General features: G+C 39.9%; 12 protein-coding genes. 7 read left to right on the top strand and 5 right to left on the bottom strand.

Annotation, left to right across the window (positions count from 1 at the left end; all coding sequences use genetic code 11):
- Positions 1 to 5 precede the first annotated feature (5 nt).
- Both fabV and ACRRSQ_RS19825 read right to left on the bottom strand, forming a co-directional pair.
- Positions 6 to 1,196 carry an enoyl-ACP reductase FabV gene (gene fabV, locus ACRRSQ_RS19830; protein WP_440877515.1) on the bottom strand — a complete coding sequence of 397 codons (1,191 nt, stop codon included), beginning with the start codon at positions 1,194 to 1,196 and terminating at the stop codon, positions 6 to 8.
- Between the two features lie 567 nt (positions 1,197 to 1,763).
- Positions 1,764 to 2,081 carry a BolA family protein gene (locus ACRRSQ_RS19825; protein WP_440877514.1) on the bottom strand — a complete coding sequence of 106 codons (318 nt, stop codon included), beginning with the start codon at positions 2,079 to 2,081 and terminating at the stop codon, positions 1,764 to 1,766.
- Positions 2,082 to 2,453: 372 nt separating this feature from the next.
- Here ACRRSQ_RS19825 and ACRRSQ_RS19820 point away from each other — a divergent pair, with 372 nt between their 5' ends.
- From ACRRSQ_RS19820 to ACRRSQ_RS19790, 7 genes are all read left to right on the top strand, one after another.
- Positions 2,454 to 3,605 carry a methyltransferase gene (locus ACRRSQ_RS19820; protein ID WP_440877513.1) on the top strand — a complete coding sequence of 384 codons (1,152 nt, stop codon included), beginning with the start codon at positions 2,454 to 2,456 and terminating at the stop codon, positions 3,603 to 3,605.
- Positions 3,602 to 4,168, top strand: coding sequence for a YajG family lipoprotein (locus ACRRSQ_RS19815; protein ID WP_440877512.1), 567 nt, complete (start codon positions 3,602 to 3,604; stop codon positions 4,166 to 4,168). The genes ACRRSQ_RS19820 and ACRRSQ_RS19815 overlap by 4 nt, the downstream gene beginning before the upstream one ends.
- 44 nt (positions 4,169 to 4,212) lie before the next feature.
- Positions 4,213 to 4,794, top strand: a complete 582-nt coding sequence (locus ACRRSQ_RS19810) for a peptidylprolyl isomerase (protein WP_440877511.1) — start codon at positions 4,213 to 4,215, stop codon at positions 4,792 to 4,794.
- Between the two features lie 265 nt (positions 4,795 to 5,059).
- Complete coding sequence (locus tag ACRRSQ_RS19805; RefSeq protein ID WP_440877510.1) at positions 5,060 to 5,389, top strand: hypothetical protein; 330 nt, start codon at positions 5,060 to 5,062, stop codon at positions 5,387 to 5,389.
- Positions 5,390 to 5,499: 110 nt separating this feature from the next.
- A complete protein-coding gene (locus tag ACRRSQ_RS19800) occupies positions 5,500 to 6,777 on the top strand; it encodes an AmpG family muropeptide MFS transporter (RefSeq protein WP_440877509.1) in 1,278 nt (425 codons plus the stop codon).
- A 206-nt stretch (positions 6,778 to 6,983) separates the two neighbouring features.
- Positions 6,984 to 8,924 (top strand): autotransporter assembly complex protein TamA, encoded by a 1,941-nt coding sequence (locus tag ACRRSQ_RS19795; protein WP_440877508.1) that lies wholly within the window; start codon positions 6,984 to 6,986, stop codon positions 8,922 to 8,924.
- Complete coding sequence (locus tag ACRRSQ_RS19790; protein ID WP_440877507.1) at positions 8,924 to 12,913, top strand: translocation/assembly module TamB domain-containing protein; 3,990 nt, start codon at positions 8,924 to 8,926, stop codon at positions 12,911 to 12,913. The genes ACRRSQ_RS19795 and ACRRSQ_RS19790 overlap by 1 nt, the downstream gene beginning before the upstream one ends.
- Before the next feature lie 4 nt (positions 12,914 to 12,917).
- On the opposite strand, the gene ACRRSQ_RS19785 is transcribed toward ACRRSQ_RS19790, so the two are convergent.
- From ACRRSQ_RS19785 to guaA, 3 genes are all read right to left on the bottom strand, one after another.
- Positions 12,918 to 14,873 carry a RecQ family ATP-dependent DNA helicase gene (locus ACRRSQ_RS19785; RefSeq protein WP_440877506.1) on the bottom strand — a complete coding sequence of 652 codons (1,956 nt, stop codon included), beginning with the start codon at positions 14,871 to 14,873 and terminating at the stop codon, positions 12,918 to 12,920.
- Positions 14,874 to 14,917: 44 nt separating this feature from the next.
- Entirely contained in the window at positions 14,918 to 15,265 is a 348-nt protein-coding gene (locus ACRRSQ_RS19780; protein WP_440877505.1) for a RidA family protein, read from the bottom strand.
- A 443-nt stretch (positions 15,266 to 15,708) separates the two neighbouring features.
- Complete coding sequence (gene guaA, locus ACRRSQ_RS19775; protein ID WP_440877504.1) at positions 15,709 to 17,286, bottom strand: glutamine-hydrolyzing GMP synthase; 1,578 nt, start codon at positions 17,284 to 17,286, stop codon at positions 15,709 to 15,711.
- Between the last annotated feature and the right edge of the window lie 34 nt (positions 17,287 to 17,320).

Here is a 17,320-nt window from a genome sequence, read left to right as displayed (position 1 = left end):
ACTCGTTAAATTAAATTAGTTATTTCCGTTAAAGGGCTAACATCTGCGTCGTAATCGACATTTTCAACGCCAAAGCCAAATAATCGTAAGAATTCTTCATGATAACCAATGTAATCAGTAAGCTCATCAATGGTATCGGTATCAACCGTATTCCAGATATCCGTAACACGTTGTTGAACGCTGTCTTCCAATTCTTTGTAGTTTTGACGGAAACGATTTTGCTCGTCTAAACGCGGCGAGTCACCGTAAATATTTTCAATAAATAGGTTTTGAATCTGCTCAATACAACCTTCATAGGTGCCATCTGCTTTCATCACTTTGAACATGGCTGAAATATATAGAGGCATAATTGGAATAGCAGAGCTCGCTTGCGTCACAACGGCATTTAATGACGTTACATGAGCGGCGCCATTTAACTGAGCAGTACTTTCATTGATGGCTGTTGCAGCGCGATCTAAATCTTCTTTCGCGCGACCAATCGTTGCTTTACCATAAATTGGCCAGGTTAATTCTTTACCAATATAAGTATAAGCAACTGACTTGAAACCATCAGCTAAAACACCGGCTTCTTTAAGCGCGTTGATCCATAATTCCCAATCAGCGCCCCCCATTACATCAATAGTACCTTGAATTTCAGCATCATTAGCCGCTTCAACAGTAATAGAGTCAATGACACGTTTAGAGGTATTTAAGTTTTTAGTAGTAACACTTTGGCCAATTGGCTTTAAGGTTGAAGAGTATACTTCACCCGTATCAGGATCAGTACGACGAGGAGAAGCCAAGCTATACACAACTAAGTCAATTTGGCCTAAATCTTCTTTAATCGCTGCAATCGCTTTCGCTTTAACCTCGTGAGAAAACGCATCACCATTAATATTTTTTGAATAAAGGCCTGCTTCATCAGCTGCTTTTTGAAAAGCAGAAGTATTGTACCAACCTGCAGAAGCGGTTTTCTTTTCTGTTGGTGGCTTTTCAAAGAAAATACCTAAGGTATTAGCACCATTACCAAACGCAGCAGTAATACGTGACGCTAAACCATAACCGGTTGAAGCACCAATCACTAAAACGTTTTTAGGCTTATTAGCTGCTTGTGTTTGACTTTTAACATAAGCAATTTGCTCGTTTACATGAGCTTCACAACCAACTGGGTGTGCATTAGTACAAATAAAACCACGAATTTTTGGTTTGATAACCATATGAAGACCTTTTAATTTAAATACTGTTGAGAGATTAACTCAATGTTTCACTCAAAAAATTGAGCATAGTTTACTCTTGCTTACTGCTTTAAGAGGTATGACCTTTGGTAAAAAAGTGTAATAAACTTATATTTAACCACCTTCGCGGCGCATATTAGCAATGAATAGTGAGATTATACAAGGCTCTGTGTAACACCTTGGCAAAAAACAACAGTAAAATGTGAACCTTATACTTTTTCAAAAACAAAAAAATATCACTAAATGCTCAATATTTAGTGATATTTTAGCTGTAACACTAGGGGCTGCTGCTCTTTCGAGGTTAAATTTTATTCAAAGTAAACACTTTTTGTTCAGGGCGTGAACAACACAGCATGGTTGTTCCATGTAAGTTGTGAACAACGATGAAGAAATAGCGTTTAGTTGAACCCCAAGGGCAGCGTTTCTAGGCATTTAACCATCATTATTGCGCTTTCATGTGGAATAACCACATAGCAATCACAATGCTTTGTCTAAATACCTATAAACTGCTGCAAAAACAAACACAAAAGTTCAACAGCCCCTAAACAATTAGCCTTTACTTCCACCTAGGCACTTAGGAGAAAGACGCGTATTGGCTTCGTAATAATCATGCCATTCTTTTTCGGTGTAAGTGTGCAATGCCAAGGCGTGAATACTTTCCGCTAATTCACTTGCTAATAAGGCATTAATTGCGCGATGACGCTTAATCAACCGTTCGCCTTCAAAGCTATTAGATACAATTATCACTTTAAAGTGCGATTCGCTGCCAGGCGCAACATTATGTTGATGGCTTTCATTAATAACATCTAAATGTAAAGGGGCAAAGTGCGAGAGTAATTTATCTTCAATAGTGCTTTCTATGGTCATTTAAATTCCTTAAACGTTAATCATCCTGAATACACATTTACTTTAGTAACTTTATTCAAGAATACCATCTATCTGGACGGCTATATTTTTAAAACAGCGGTAAGTTTTTGCTATCTCAACATAAATAGTTACTAATTATTTTTAGCTGAAAAAGCAATGCTAAGCACTGTTAAACTTTCGTATGCAATGATGGCAAAAGATAATAGCAAATAATGCCAACGCAGAGTTAATGCAATTGATAACTTTTTATTACAACTTATCAAGCTTGATATTAAAGGTAACTAAGCTCGGCTTTACTCTGGCTCAACAGCGATTTTTTTGACACAATATCCCTACCTGAAACTTGCCATCAATAATGAGTTTACCTACTCCATGCTCAGCCCATTTATAGTTAACGATAAAAACGTATTTTTAGAACGATTTCCAACTGCGCAAGTTAATCGAAGCCTTCAAGCTTGGGATGCGGCAGACGAATATTTAGTAAACTACTTAAACGATCAGCAATTAATAAAACCGAGCAGTAAAATATTGCTGGTAAATGACGCTTTTGGTGCACTGACCGTTAACTTTACCGAGCAGCAAGTTTATTGTGTTAACGACTCCTATTTAAGTCAGCAAGGCATTATCAATAACCTTGAGCAAAACAACTTAGATGACAGTAAGCTAACCTTGCTTAGCAGCTTAGACTCGCTGCCTAGCGATATTGACATTGTCTTATTTAAGATCCCCAAAAGCAAAGCCATGCTGGTCGAACAGTTGATCCGTTTAAGAACAACGTATGATGAAAATATTCTGTTCATTGCAGCGGATCGCGCCAAAGAAATTCACAGTTCAACGCTTAAACAGTTTGAAAAATACCTTGGTGATACCAAAACTTCTTTGGCAGTTAAAAAAGCACGGCTGGTATTTTCCAAGTTTGATTCTGATCTTAATAATAAAAGCGTTAGCCAATCGCCTTATCCAACCAAGTGGCCACTTGAAAATACACCATTTACTATTACTAACCATGCCAATGTTTACGCCCGAGAAAAGCTTGATATCGGCGCCCGCTATTTTATGCAAAACTTACCTAAGGTTTCACCTGACACTAAGGTAATTGATTTAGGTTGTGGCAACGGCGTTATCGGTTTATCCGTATTGGCAGCGCAGCCACAAGCACAAGTGCAATTTTTTGATGAATCTTATATGGCTATAGCTTCAGCCCAAGCAAACATTGAGCAAAACTTGCCAGAGGCGACAGCACAGTGTCAATTTCATCTTAACGATTGTTTAACCAGTGTTGAAGGTGGTAGTGTTGATCTCATTTTGTGTAACCCACCGTTTCATCAACAAACGGCAACAACCGATCATATCGCTTGGCAAATGTTTAAAGACAGCCACAGGGTCTTAAAAAAAGGTGGCGAATTACGCATTATCGGTAACCGACAATTAGGTTACCATATTAAATTAAAACGCATTTTTGGTAATGAAACCCTTATTGCCAGCAACGACAAATTTGTAACTATTTCGGCGAAAAAACGATGAAAAAAACAAAATCATTAGCAATCTTATTATCGGCGCTATTACTTGGTGCCTGTGCTAGCCAGCCTAACCACGTTATTATTTCACCGGTTGTGCATATGCAAGGACAAGGTCACTATCAGCATAAACAAGCGGCAATTAACGTTACCGACCTACGCACTAGTAATCATGTTGTACAAATATTAAAAGAAGGCAAAGCGGCCGAACTATTTTCTAGCCAAGCTCAACTGCAAAGTATTGTGCAGCAAAGCCTAGTCGACGCGTTTAAACAGCAAGGTTTGACCGTTAATGACAACAGCAATAACAAAATTAACGTTTATATTGAACAAGTTAAAACCAGCGTTAATCAAGGCTTCACCAAGTACAACGCCCAAAACGATATTGTTTTAAAAGTGAAAATTGAAAATACAGAACAAACGCTAACCAAAACATTTAGCTCAAAAGGCAAAAGTAATGGGCCACTAACACCGGATATGGCAGTTCTTGAGCGCGATTTAAATCAACAGCTTGGCGGATTAATTACCAAACTTGTGCAAAGCAATGAACTGCGCGATTTTATAAAATAATAAAGTAATTATTTCTAGCAACGAGAGAAAGTTAAGGTAAAACCATGAGAATTATTCTAGTTTTTTTGGCCTTGTTCAGCGTAACGGCACCAGCAAAAAACTTGGCGATTGATCCTGATAATTTATACCCACAAGTTAAGTTAGAAACATCGATGGGCGTTATTTTAGTTGAGCTCGATAGAGTAAAAGCGCCGATAACCGTAGACAACTTTCTTACCTATGTAGTGCAAGGTGAATATAACAATACCGTTTTTCATCGCGTTATTGCCGATTTTGTTGTTCAAGGCGGCGGTTACGATCAAAACTACATCATTAAAAAAGTTCATGGCAATATCATCAATGAGTCGGGCAATGGCCTCAAAAATGAAGTTGGCACAATTGCCATGGCTAAAGAGCGTGCGCCTCATTCAGCGAATCGACAGTTTTATTTCAACGTTGCCGACAATACCAATTTAGATCCCGGCAGAGGTTGGGGTTACGCCGTATTTGGTGCCATCGTTGAAGGACAAGAGATTGTTGATAAAATGGCACAAGTCAAAACTCATTATGATGACGGCTTTGGCTGGGAAGATGTGCCTGTTGAGCCAATTATCTTGATCAAAGCAACATTGCTACCTGCTCAATAAATATCTAGACACTTAAATTCCAAAAGAATATAGATCAGTAAATCAGTATTCATTTACTGGTCTACCTCCCGAGCAATACCCGTTAAGCTCACGTTATCTTTAGTTTTTCCAAAAATATCCGAACATAAGTACAAAATAGTTACATTTTATTACGGTTAGAATTTTGACAAGTTCCTATTTATCTACGATAACTATATAAGCACTGCATTATTTTGGTGCGAAGTCAGTTGTAGCAGTCGGCTTAGGTATTAGTACGGAAATAGATATGGTAGTAGAGCAGTTTATCAATGAAAAAATTCTTCAAGTAGGCACTTATATTCGTGCTGTCATCGATAAATCTATCCATCATACTGAGCTCGATAATTTCATCAAAGATACCATGGATGAATGGACCTTATTCAACATTACCGAAGAAACGCCTAACAGTGCGCGTGAACGGGTCTTTTGGCATATCATTCACGAAATTAGTTTGCACGGCGGAAATGCCCTTCACCAAGACTTATTTTTCAAAAGCGAAATTAATACTTGTTTAGATTTTTTTCACGGCAAAGGCAGTTATCCAATAGACTGCATCGGTTGGCGACCGCTAGCGTAATATTAACCGTTAAATGTTAACCGCTAAGCTAATTTGGCAATAATTTACTTCGAAAGCACTCAAGTCTCTGATAGGCTAACACTTCCTACATTATTAGCTAACTTCCTTGAATGACATCAACTTCCTTTAAGCAGTCTATTTTTAATAAGCGCATGCTTATTTGTATTTTTACCGGCTTTAGCTCTGGCATGCCGTTATTCGTTTTATACCAACTAGTACCCGGCTGGTTGCGTTCAGAAGGGGTTAGCTTAACTGAAATTGGCTTATTTTCATTAATTGGCATTCCTTATGTGTGGAAATTTATTTGGTCACCACTGCTCGATCGCTACTCTTTACCAGTATTAGGACGAAGACGTAGTTGGATGCTTGCTACACAAGTTTTGTTGCTATGCTCAATAGCCTGCTTTGGTTATATCAATCCAAGCACCGATATTTGGACGGTCGCCTATCTCGCCGCAGCCGTGGCTTTTTTTAGTGCCAGCCAAGACATAGTGCTTGATGCTTACCGCCGTGAATTATTACCTGATAACGAATTAGGTTTAGGTAACTCTATTCACGTACAAGCCTACCGTTTATCCGGTTTAGTGCCCGGTTCACTTGCCTTTATTTTAGCCGATCACATTAGTTGGCAGTCGGTTTTTATCATCGTTGCCGCCTTTATGTTATTAGGTATTTTGCTAACGTTGGCAGTCAAAGAAATAAGCGATGAAAAATTAGCCCCAAAAACCCTTGAACAAGCAGTAGTACTGCCGTTTAAAGACTTCATTAACCGTGAAGGGTTAAAGTCGGCAGGGTTAATTTTAGCGTTTTTGTTTTTGTATAAACTAGGCGACTCGATGGCGACGGCCCTGCAAACGCCATTTTTTATTGATATGGGCTTTAGTAAAACCGAAATTGGCGTCGTTGCTAAAACAGCATCATTAATTGCGATGACCGTTGGTTTAGCCGTTGGCGGTATTGTGATGATAAAACTTAGCATTAACAAAGCACTTTGGTTGTTTGGTGTTGTGCAAATTGTTAGTATTTTAGGTTTTGCAGCCTTAGCAGAAATTGGCCACAATACTTATGCACTAGCCTTTGCCATGGGCTTTGAATATTTAGGGGTCGGTTTAGGTACTGCCGCTTTTACTGCATTTATTGCCCGAGCAACCAACCCAGCATTTGCCGCAACTCAATTTGCCTTATTTACTGCGCTTACCGCCTTACCACGCACTTTTGCCAATGCGACTACCGGCGTTATTGTTGAACAAATAGGTTGGACAAATTTTTATTTCCTTTGTACCTGTTTAGCGGTGCCAGGTATGCTAATGTTATTTAAAGTAGCTCCGTGGCATGACGACAAACAAACGGAAAATAGCTCAACTTTGGAAAGTGAAACAAATAAATGATAAGACTCTTTTTTTTATTACCTATTGTAATGTCCGCCATCTGGTGGTTATTTCTACGCAGTAAAGGCTATGGCGCTAAAGACGGCTTAAAAGGCTTTGCTTATATTTTAGTATTTAACGCCGTTATCATAGGCTTTTTTGTGGTGATGATTTTTGTAACCAAGTGACCATTTGTTTACTCGTTATTTGGCGTAAATGGACATGCTGTGAAGAATTTCTACGCAACTGTATTTTTCAACCTGCTTAAAATTCTGCTCGTCGTGAGTATATTTTCTTGGTCTATCTTTTCTTGGCCTAGTTACGCACAAAATCTCGATGTTGATATTAAATTTCAGCAAAGGACATCCGAAAAAGCATCAGACGAGCAGTCGCTATACCAGCAAATTTCAGAATTATTTACCTCAATAGATGAACGTAATGGCTTATTAGAACTGGCAAAAATAAACAGCCAAAAAGCCCTACAGCGTTTAGGTTATGTGCGCCAAACAACCGAAAGTTTACTCACTAAAAACATTCTTGCGCATTTAGGCTCTTTGCCTAATTCCGCAAAGGAACGCGACAGTTTTATCTACTTAGCTGAGCAACATACCGAACAAGCTCTGCAAGCACTAGGTTATTATCAAAGTAATATCCACATAACCGTAGATAAACAAAACAATAACAGCTGGCTGTTATTAATTGCCATCGAGCTTAACCAACCAGTAATTTTACAAAAGGTGTCGATCAACGTTGAAGGCGACGCAAAAACAGATCCCGCTTTTATTAAGCTACTGAGCAATAATGCAATTAACGTTGGCGATATTTTACACCACGGGCATTATGAGCAAATAAAAACAGATTTAATAGCGCTAGGGCTTGAGCGCGGTTATTTTCAAGGGCATTTACAAAAAAGCCAAATAGCCATTAACCAAAATTATGAACACGCAAGCATTACCATCAACTATCAAAGTGGCATTCGTTATCGTTTTGGCGAAGTCTTATTCAGCGATTTTGAACTCGAAGCCGACATTTTATCAAGCCTCGTCCCTTTTGAGTATGGTCAGCTATTTACCAGCTCAGCGCTTTTTCAATTACAACAACAGTTGCAACAAAGCCAATATTTTGCCAGCGCAGTTGCCGTGCCTAACAAACAAGATTTAGACAAAGCCCATTTACCAATAAATGTCGCACTAACCAAAGCAAAAAGCCATTCGTTTGATTTTGGTGTAGGTTATGCCACCGACACCGAATTTCGTATTTCTGCCGGTTGGCGCACGCCGTTAATCAACCGCTATGGTCACAGCCAAGAAACTAAAATTGAATATTCGCGAATTAATCCCAAAGGACGCTTTAACTACTCCATTCCATTAAGTCATCCACTCAATGATATTTTACAGTTTCAATTTACCTTAAATGATGATGAATATGGCGATATTTCAAGTACCTACCTTGACAGTAAAATAGCCAACCTCAGGCTTTACCGAAACTGGAGCGCGCAATTTTATACCCGATTTTTACGTGAACGTTGGACCTTGTCTGACGACACCACCGAAGTTGAATATCTACTGCCTGGCATAAGTATCTCTAAAACACACCGTAAAGGCCCAAAACTTGACCCGACATCGGGTTTTAGTCAGCTTTATACTATTGAAGCAGGTTCGGAGTCGGCTAATTCAGCAATTGATGTGATTCGCCTTTATGCTCGCTGGCGATACGTGAATACCCTTGCTCCTAAGCACAGAATAGTTATTCGAAGTGAGCTCGGCGCTGCTTTTATTGATGATGAAGAAAAAGATTTACTTGCGCCCTCTTTACGCTTTTTTGCCGGTGGCGACCAAAGTATTCGCGGCTTTGCTTATCAATCACTTGGTTCAACCGAACAAGTCACTAACAGTAATGGAGAGTTAGAAACAAGAGTCGTTGGCGGTACACGACTGGCAGTTGGCAGCTTGGAATATCAATATTATTTTACCGACAAACTTCGCGGCATTTTGTTTACCGATGGGGGTAATGCTTTAGATAAACTTGATTTTAAAGCGGTGTATTCTGTTGGTACTGGTATGCATTATTTATCGCCCGTTGGCCCAATTCGACTTGATTTAGGTTATAGCATCAGTGAAGACAACCCAGGTTGGCGTTTGCATTTTACCTTAGGAGCAGAGCTTTAATGATAACCAAAGCTGCTACCTATTTATTGAAAATTGTCACTGCGCTGCTTTGCTTTTTCGCTATTTTATTGGCAACACCTTGGGGCAGCCAATTAACGATTGTTGGCGTAAATCAACTAAATTTTATCTCCCTTAATTACCAAAGTGGCTCTTGGTTAAATACCATTGTATTTGATGATATCCACCTCGATGTTGGTTCGGTTAATATTGATGCCAAAGATGTGGAAATCAGCTTGCATTTACGCTGTTTTTTTAACAATAAGCTGTGTATCGACAATATAGAAGGAAAAACTTTTTCATTAAGCTACCAAGCAGATAAAACAGCATCAAGTACATCTCAAACAAGCGCTCAAACAAGACCGCAAACACAAGATCGCGTTATTGAATTCCCATTTGGTTTTGACATTAATGCATTAGCCTTTAATCAGGTAACTATCGACATTAGCGATGTCGTTACGGTAACGGTAGAAAACTTTGCTAGCAAAGCACAATTAAATCATCACACCATAGCTGTCGCCTCACCAAGTGCTAGCAAAGTTGAGGTCATCAGCGTTACCTCATCAAATAGCACTGCTGAAAAACAAACGATTAACTTGCCCAGTGTTTTTTTGCCGCTCAATTTAAAAATCGAAAACCTTGCGGTCAAAAAACTCGATATAACAACGTCTTCAAACCCAAACAACATTCAAGAGTTGGCCGATATTAAGCTCAGTGGAAGTTGGTACCAGCATGATGTTGTTATCAAACAAAGCGAAGTATTTGTTGCCCCTTATGGCAAAATTATCAGCCAAGGCGATAGCAAACTGCTAACGCCTTATACCGTTAACTTACAAAGTCACATTACGCTTGAAACACTTACCAACTTACCAATGTTTCATGATGTTTCTCAGCAGACACGATTACCTGCACTAAATTTTTTTACAGCGCTAAGCAACAGCCAGCAAGTTCTGACCTTATCAGGGCAACTCGATCAGCTAAATGCGAACCTAGTTAGCCAAGGGGATATTGATGCAACAGTAGATCTAGCGATTAACCTAACCAGTCGATTATTGCCTTTTAAGCTAAACCTTAGCTCCAATCATTTGCCACCACTGACCATACCTACAACAGCATTAGCCGAAGAAAGTTTGATTATTGATCAAGCAAACCTCGCTAGCCAAGGCGATAGATACAAACAATCATTTGCTGCTGATGTTTTGCTCTCTGGGTTTGATTATCAACAGGCACAATTAACATTGGCAGGTAGTCAAAAACAAGGTGAAGTCGTTTTAACCCACATTAATTTTAACGATGAAAATAGTGATAGCCAAGTTACGCTTGATGGCAACTTAACCATTAAAGAACAATTGAGTTGGCAATTTCATTTAAACTCAACTGGCTTATCATTGCCTCGTCGACTACGTGCGATATCAAATAATTGGTTACCTGCACTTGATGGTCGTATTGCAGGAGAGTTCGACAGCAATGGTTTTATCAAGCTGACACAGCCGTCATCAACTACTTCAACAGCCATACACGAAAGTGCCAACTGGCTTGTTGATATCAACAACGTTGCTTTTTCTGGCCAAGTTAACAGTCAAGAGTTTGAGCTAAATGGACAAGTTAGCGTCGACAGTTTAGCGAACATAAACGATAGTAACCTTACAATTAAAGCGTTCAATAATAAATTAACCCTCAAAGGTAATAATCGCGATTCATGGCAAATTAGTGGCAATTGGCAAAGTAACAACTTAGCGCCTTTTATCAATTTTTATCAGCAAATGAGCCCAAACGAACACGCCACACTAACGAACAGCGATAATCACAATGGCACTTCATCTGATGCTTTAACAATTAACGGTTCGATGGAAAGTTGGTTTAATATTAGTGGCGCAAAGCATCAGCCTAACATTAACCTTATTAGCGCAAGCAAACAGCTAAAAATCACCAAGTTAAGCACAGGTAAGCGCAATAATACGCTTATTACTATCAAGCAACCTAAATTGGCTTGGCACTATCAACCCAATGCAAGTCATCAAACCAAACTCGCACTAACCAGTGATACCCTTTATTACCAACACCATCAATTCGATGCTATTGAGGCAAAAATAAGTGGCGATATTAACGACCAAAAACTGGCCTTAAATTGGCAAGGTGATTTAGCTGCAAATATTGCCTTATCGAGCCAGTGGCAAAAAGATGCTCAACAGTTACAAGGCGCATTAACGCTTGCAGAATTTAACTATAAAGATCATAAATTCACGCCAAACCAATCACCCAATTGGCACTTTGATGTTAAGACAACACGATTAACCATAGACAAGCATTGCTGGCTTACACCGCATATTGAGCTTTGTGCGAATAACGATCTAGTATTGGCCAAAGAAGGCAGCGTCGACCTGCATTTACAATTGGCGGGAGAATGGCTTAATCAGCAGCTATTATCATCAGATGTAATTCTTGATACCGATATTGAAGGAGATATTGTCGCCCAATGGCAACCCGAACTACCGCCTAGCTTACTCGCTAATTTAACCATAAGCCCTGGGGTAATTAGTTATGTTGAGCAAAAAACAGAAAATACACAAGAAAATGAGCGAGCAAAAACGCCATTAATTTTAAGCCAGTGGCAAAGTGGCGCCATTAATATTGAGCTTAGTAAAGAACAACTACTTACTCACTTATCACTTACCAAAACTGATAATCAAGTACTGGTCAATATTAATAACCGGCTGACTTTGCCAGATCATAGTCTAAGTGGTTCGGTTGTAATCAATCAGTTAAATTTAAAACCATTGCAAAAATTAATTCCCGACATTGACGATCTCAACGCTAATATTTCCAGTAACATTGCAGTTTCAGGAAAATTAAGCCAACCGATTGTTAAAGGTGAGCTTGCGATTAAACAGGGCAAGATTAGCTTTACTCGTAGCGCGAGCGATATTGAAAACCTTGATCTTATTGCTTCAATTAATGATCACAAAGCGACTATAAACGGCAGTTTAACCGTTAATAACGCGCCGATTTCCTATCAAGCTAACATGGCTTGGCAAGATGAGTTCAATGTCAGTGCGACGCTTAGTGCCGAAAAATTAGCCCTAGATTTCCCACCGAATGTAAATATTATTGTTGCGCCATCACTGATTGCCCATTATCAAAACAACCTATTGCAACTTAACGGCAATATTGACGTAATCGATGGCTTGCTGACCCTTGCACAGTTTCCTGAAGGTAGCGTTAAAATCAGCGATGATACCATCATAGTTGACGACAGTGGCAACGCTATTAGCCAGCAGAAAAAGTTTGCAATAAAAAGTGATATTAATATCAATATTAACGAACGCTTTAAACTTGAAGGTTTTGGCTTTACCGGCAATTTATCAGGTGATTTAAAAGTACAACAAGCACCCTTTCAACCGATGCAAGTTTTTGGTGATATGTCTGTACTCAATGGTTCCTACCAAGCTTACGGTCAAGACTTACAAGTTAAGCAAGGCAAAGTAAACTTTAATGGTCCACTAAAAACGCCCTATGTCGATTTTCGCGCTGAGCGCTATATAAAAAATGACGATGTGACGGTAGGCTTAACCGTTGCAGGACCAAGCAACGCCATTGAATTACAACTTTATTCACAGCCGACAATGGAGCAACCTGAAACCCTTTCTTATTTAATACGAGGTCAAGGGTTAGACTCGGGCACAGGAAACACCGCAGCCATTGGTATTGCGCTAGGCACCACCTTAACCAAAGCAGAAAATCTGAATAAGCTGATCCAAAAACTGCCGCTTTTACATGATATTTCGGTCGACACCGAAGTTGATGGTGACCAAGCCCAAGCCACCATTAGTGGCTATTTAGGCGAGCGTATTTATTTAAAATATGGTGTCGGTATTTACGAGCCGATTGACGAAATTACCGTTCGGCTCTATTTAATGAATAAACTCTGGCTGGAAACTGTTTCAGGCATTGAAAAGTCAGCCGATATTTATTATTCATTTGATGTCGATTAACGGATTAATCAACGCCAATTAACTGCGCCGATAATGCGGTTAATTTATCTTTCACTTCTTGATATCTATGCTGCTGACAAAGGGCAAAACCGCTAAGCTCTTTTACCTTTTTACGGTTGAACATCGGCATGGTTAAACCGGTGAGAAAATGGCAGCAACTCGTCAGTGATAATTGCTTCACTTTATGGTTTTTCATATGCAGAGCAAAAGCATTAACTTGCTCAATCAAGGTTACATCGTCTGGCCAAGTAGCCCTTTCTGAAGTTGTTAATTTAGCCACTTGGTTTTGGCAAACACTGCAATGACCACACTGCCGTGGCGTTTGTTGGTCGTCAAAATAACGTGATAAATTAAAGCTTAAGCAAGTACTTAATTCAAAAAAGCGTACTAAGGTGGCAATACGCTTAATTTCACTGGTTTCTTTCTCGGCAAAATAGTCACTTAACTGCTCGGCTAAACCATCAGCCTGCAGGCCTGCGCTATTGACTTGATAAACATCAGTGATCTTTTTAGTTTCTAAGCTAATTAATTGTTGTTCAGCTAAATACTCCAATGCGGTGATCACCCGCTGTCGGTCACTTTGATAATGTTGAAATAATGCTTCAAAGTCTGGCTCGGCCCAAACCTTTTTCTTTTGACTGTAACGAAAAACCGCTTTTAAAAATTGGCCTCGCTCACCAGAAAAGCGGCTGATAATATCGGCTTCGGGAGTATTAAATTTATATTTAAAATCAGCAAAGTAAGAAAAAAGTGGTTGAATAACCCCTTGCAGCTCTAATTGCACTAACAAGGTTTTTAATGGCAACTGCTTGATATTACTGGCGGTCGATAAACTTAACCCTTGCATTTCCCAGCGGCCATTTTGCGTTTCGCTGTTAATGGTATTGAGCACATGTTTAATGCCCGCAGGCTCTGGTGTATCGCCATAAACAAAGTTTTCAACTGTGGTTAAGCCGTCGAGATTGGCTAAGGTAATACACCTTGCCTGATCACCATCACGGCCTGCGCGGCCAATTTCTTGGCTGTAGTTTTCAATCGATTTAGGCAGGTCATAATGAATAACAAAACGAATATCGGCTTTATCAATGCCCATGCCAAAAGCAATGGTAGCAACAATCACCTGTATTTGATTGTTCATAAAGTCTTGCTGAATTTTCTGACGTTTCGTGTCTTCAAAACCGGCATGATAAGCCTGTGCATTGACGCCTTGGCTTTGCAGAAAATCAGCGACTTGTTCAGCGCTTTGTTGCAGGGTTACATAGACAATACCGCAGCCTTGTTGCGCCTTAATTTGATCAACTAAGGCGTTATTTTTTTCACGAGCGTTGACCGGTAAAACTTCTAAATGCAAATTCGGGCGATAAAAACCGGTTTGCACAATATGCTCGGTTTTAATGGCAAACTTTGCTGCCATATCTTGTTTTACCTTTTTCGTTGCCGTAGCGGTTAGCAGCAGAGTTAATGGAATATTCAAACTTTGCTGATAATGCGGCAGCTTTAAATAATCAGGTCTGAAATTATGACCCCATTCTGAAATACAATGCGCTTCATCGACCACTAACATGGAGACTGAAACGGAACTGATAAAGTGGCGAAAACGTTCGTTTTTAAAACGCTCTACCGAGACCATTAATATTTTTAACTTGTTGCTGCGCACATCATTCATCACCTGTTGATTTTCAGCCGGTGATAAACTCGAGTCGATACTGGCGGCTGCAATGCCTTTGCTTGTTAAAAAGGCTAACTGATCTTTCATTAACGCCAAAAGCGGTGATACCACTAAGGTTAAATGCGGCAGTTGCAGTGCGGTGAATTGATAACACAGCGACTTGCCAGCCCCGGTTGGGAAAATGGCAAGGGATGACTCACCAGCAAGCAACTGTTTTACCGTTTGTTCTTGCCCTTCGCGGAACTGCTCAAAACCAAACTGCTGTTGTAATAATGACGAAATATTTTGCAAAGTATCGACTCTTTTAAAGTGAAAGTGAGCGCTTAAAATAAAGCTTAAATTTCAGCAGCAACAACGCTAATTTCTACCAATAACGCTTCACGCGCCATTTTTGCAGCAACACAAGCACGCGCAGGGGCATGACCTTCTGGCACCCATGCATCCCAAACCGCATTCATCTCGGCAAAATAGCTCATGTCTTTAACATAAATTGTCGCTGACAACATATGCTGACGCGAGCTACCGGCTTTAATTAATAGCTCGTCGACTTTATCAAGCATGGTTTGCGTTTGTTCGGTGATATCTTTAGTGGCATCAGCACATACTTGGCCGCATAAATAAATGGTGCCGTTGTGTTTTACAATTCTACTCATGCGCTCTTTGGTTTCTATTCTTTCAATCATTGGGTATTGCTCTTCTTATTTTAAATTTAATCTTCTTTTAAATAACACCCTTCGACAAGCTCAGGGCGAACGGATGATAATCATTACAGTTTATTAGTTCAACTAAGTCATGCCTTTCCGTCTGTACTGAGCTGGTGAGGAACGAAGCAAAAGTCGAAGTGCGACAAGCTCAGGGCGAACGGTTAGCTGTTAATGGCTAATAATTTAATACCGTTTATGGTGAGCCTGTCGAACCACTAAAACTCCAACTAGATTGAGCTTCCTGTTGTCGTTAATAAAAGAAAACCTCAAGGTTTTGCAACGTTGAGGTTTAAAATATTTTTGAATATTGATTGTTAGCGCAGGAAGAATGTTTAAAATTCAAGGCGAAAGCGCGGAGCCTAGTTTACTAGGTGAGCACTTTCAACGCCGAATTTTGGTATTCTAACCAGCTAAAAATAATATTATTCCCACTCGATGGTCGCTGGCGGCTTGCCGCTGATATCGTAAACCACGCGCGAAATACCATCAATTTCATTAATAATACGGTTAGACACTAACCCTAAGAAATCGTACGGTAATGGTGCCCAAATCGCGGTCATAAAGTCGATCGTTTCAACAGCACGTAAGCTCACTACCCAATCATATTTACGGCCATCGCCCATAACACCTACTGAGCGTACTGGTAAGAATACGGTAAACGCTTGGCTCACTTTATGGTAAAGCTCATGCTTGTGCAGTTCTTCAATGAAAATCGCATCAGCGCGACGTAAAAGGTCACAATATTCTTTTTTCACTTCGCCTAATACACGCACACCTAAACCAGGACCTGGGAATGGGTGACGGTATAACATGTCGTACGGTAAACCTAGCTCTAAACCAATTTTACGTACTTCATCTTTAAACAGTTCACGCAGTGGTTCAACTAAACCAAGCTGCATGTAATCAGGCAAACCACCAACGTTGTGGTGTGATTTAATGACATGGGCTTTACCGGTTTTTGACGCCGCTGATTCGATCACGTCAGGATAAATAGTCCCTTGCGCTAACCACTTGGCATTTTCTAATTTTTTCGACTCTTCTTCGAAAACATCAACAAAAACATTACCAATGATTTTACGCTTTTTCTCTGGATCGTTTTCACCCGCTAAGCGGTCTAAGAAACGGTCTTCCGCGTCAATTTTGATAATGTTTAAACCAAAGTGATCGCCAAACATATCCATCACTTGCTGGCCTTCGTTTAAGCGAAGTAAACCGTTATCAACAAATACACAAGTCAGTTTATCGCCTATTGCGCGGTGTAACAGCATAGCCACTACTGATGAGTCAACACCACCTGAAAGACCTAAAATAACTTCGTCGTCGCCGACTTGTTTTTTCATTTTAGCGATGGCATCTTCAATAATTGATGCTGACGTCCATAACTTTTCACACTGACAAATATCAACAACAAAGTGCTCTAAAATACGTAAACCTTGTTTAGTATGAGTCACTTCTGGGTGAAATTGCACGCCGTAGAATTTTTTCTCTTCGTTCGCCATTGCGGCATATTGACAGCTTGGCGTTTGCGCGATGGTTTTAAAGCCTTCAGGAATGGCTGATACTTTATCGCCATGGCTCATCCATACATCTAATAAAGCATTACCGTTAGCGCCAATGCTGTCTTCAATGTTTTTAAATAACGCTGACTCGCCAATCACTTCAACAGCAGCATAACCAAATTCTTTGTGCTCAGAGCTTTCAACGCCACCGCCAAGTTGCTCAGCCATGGTTTGCATACCGTAACAAACACCTAATACCGGCACGCCAGCAGAAAATACATACTCAGGTGCACGTGGTGAGTCTTGCTCGGTTACACTTTCTGGACCGCCGGCTAAAATAATACCCGTTGGGTTAAATTCTTTAATTTGCTCTTCGGTAACATCCCAAGCCCAAAGCTCACAATATACGCCAATTTCACGAACACGACGGGCAATAAGCTGCGTGTATTGAGAACCAAAATCTAAGATCAGTACTCGTGAATCATGAATGTCTTTGCTCATGTTGTTTATTCCTGCTTTTAAAGTGAAGCATCAA

Origin of the sequence: Thalassotalea sp. PLHSN55 (assembly GCF_052030545.1) — a bacterium.
In the GTDB taxonomy this organism is placed as follows: Bacteria; Pseudomonadota; Gammaproteobacteria; order Enterobacterales; family Alteromonadaceae; genus CANMXU01.
This window is presented reverse-complemented; position numbering and strand designations above follow the sequence as displayed.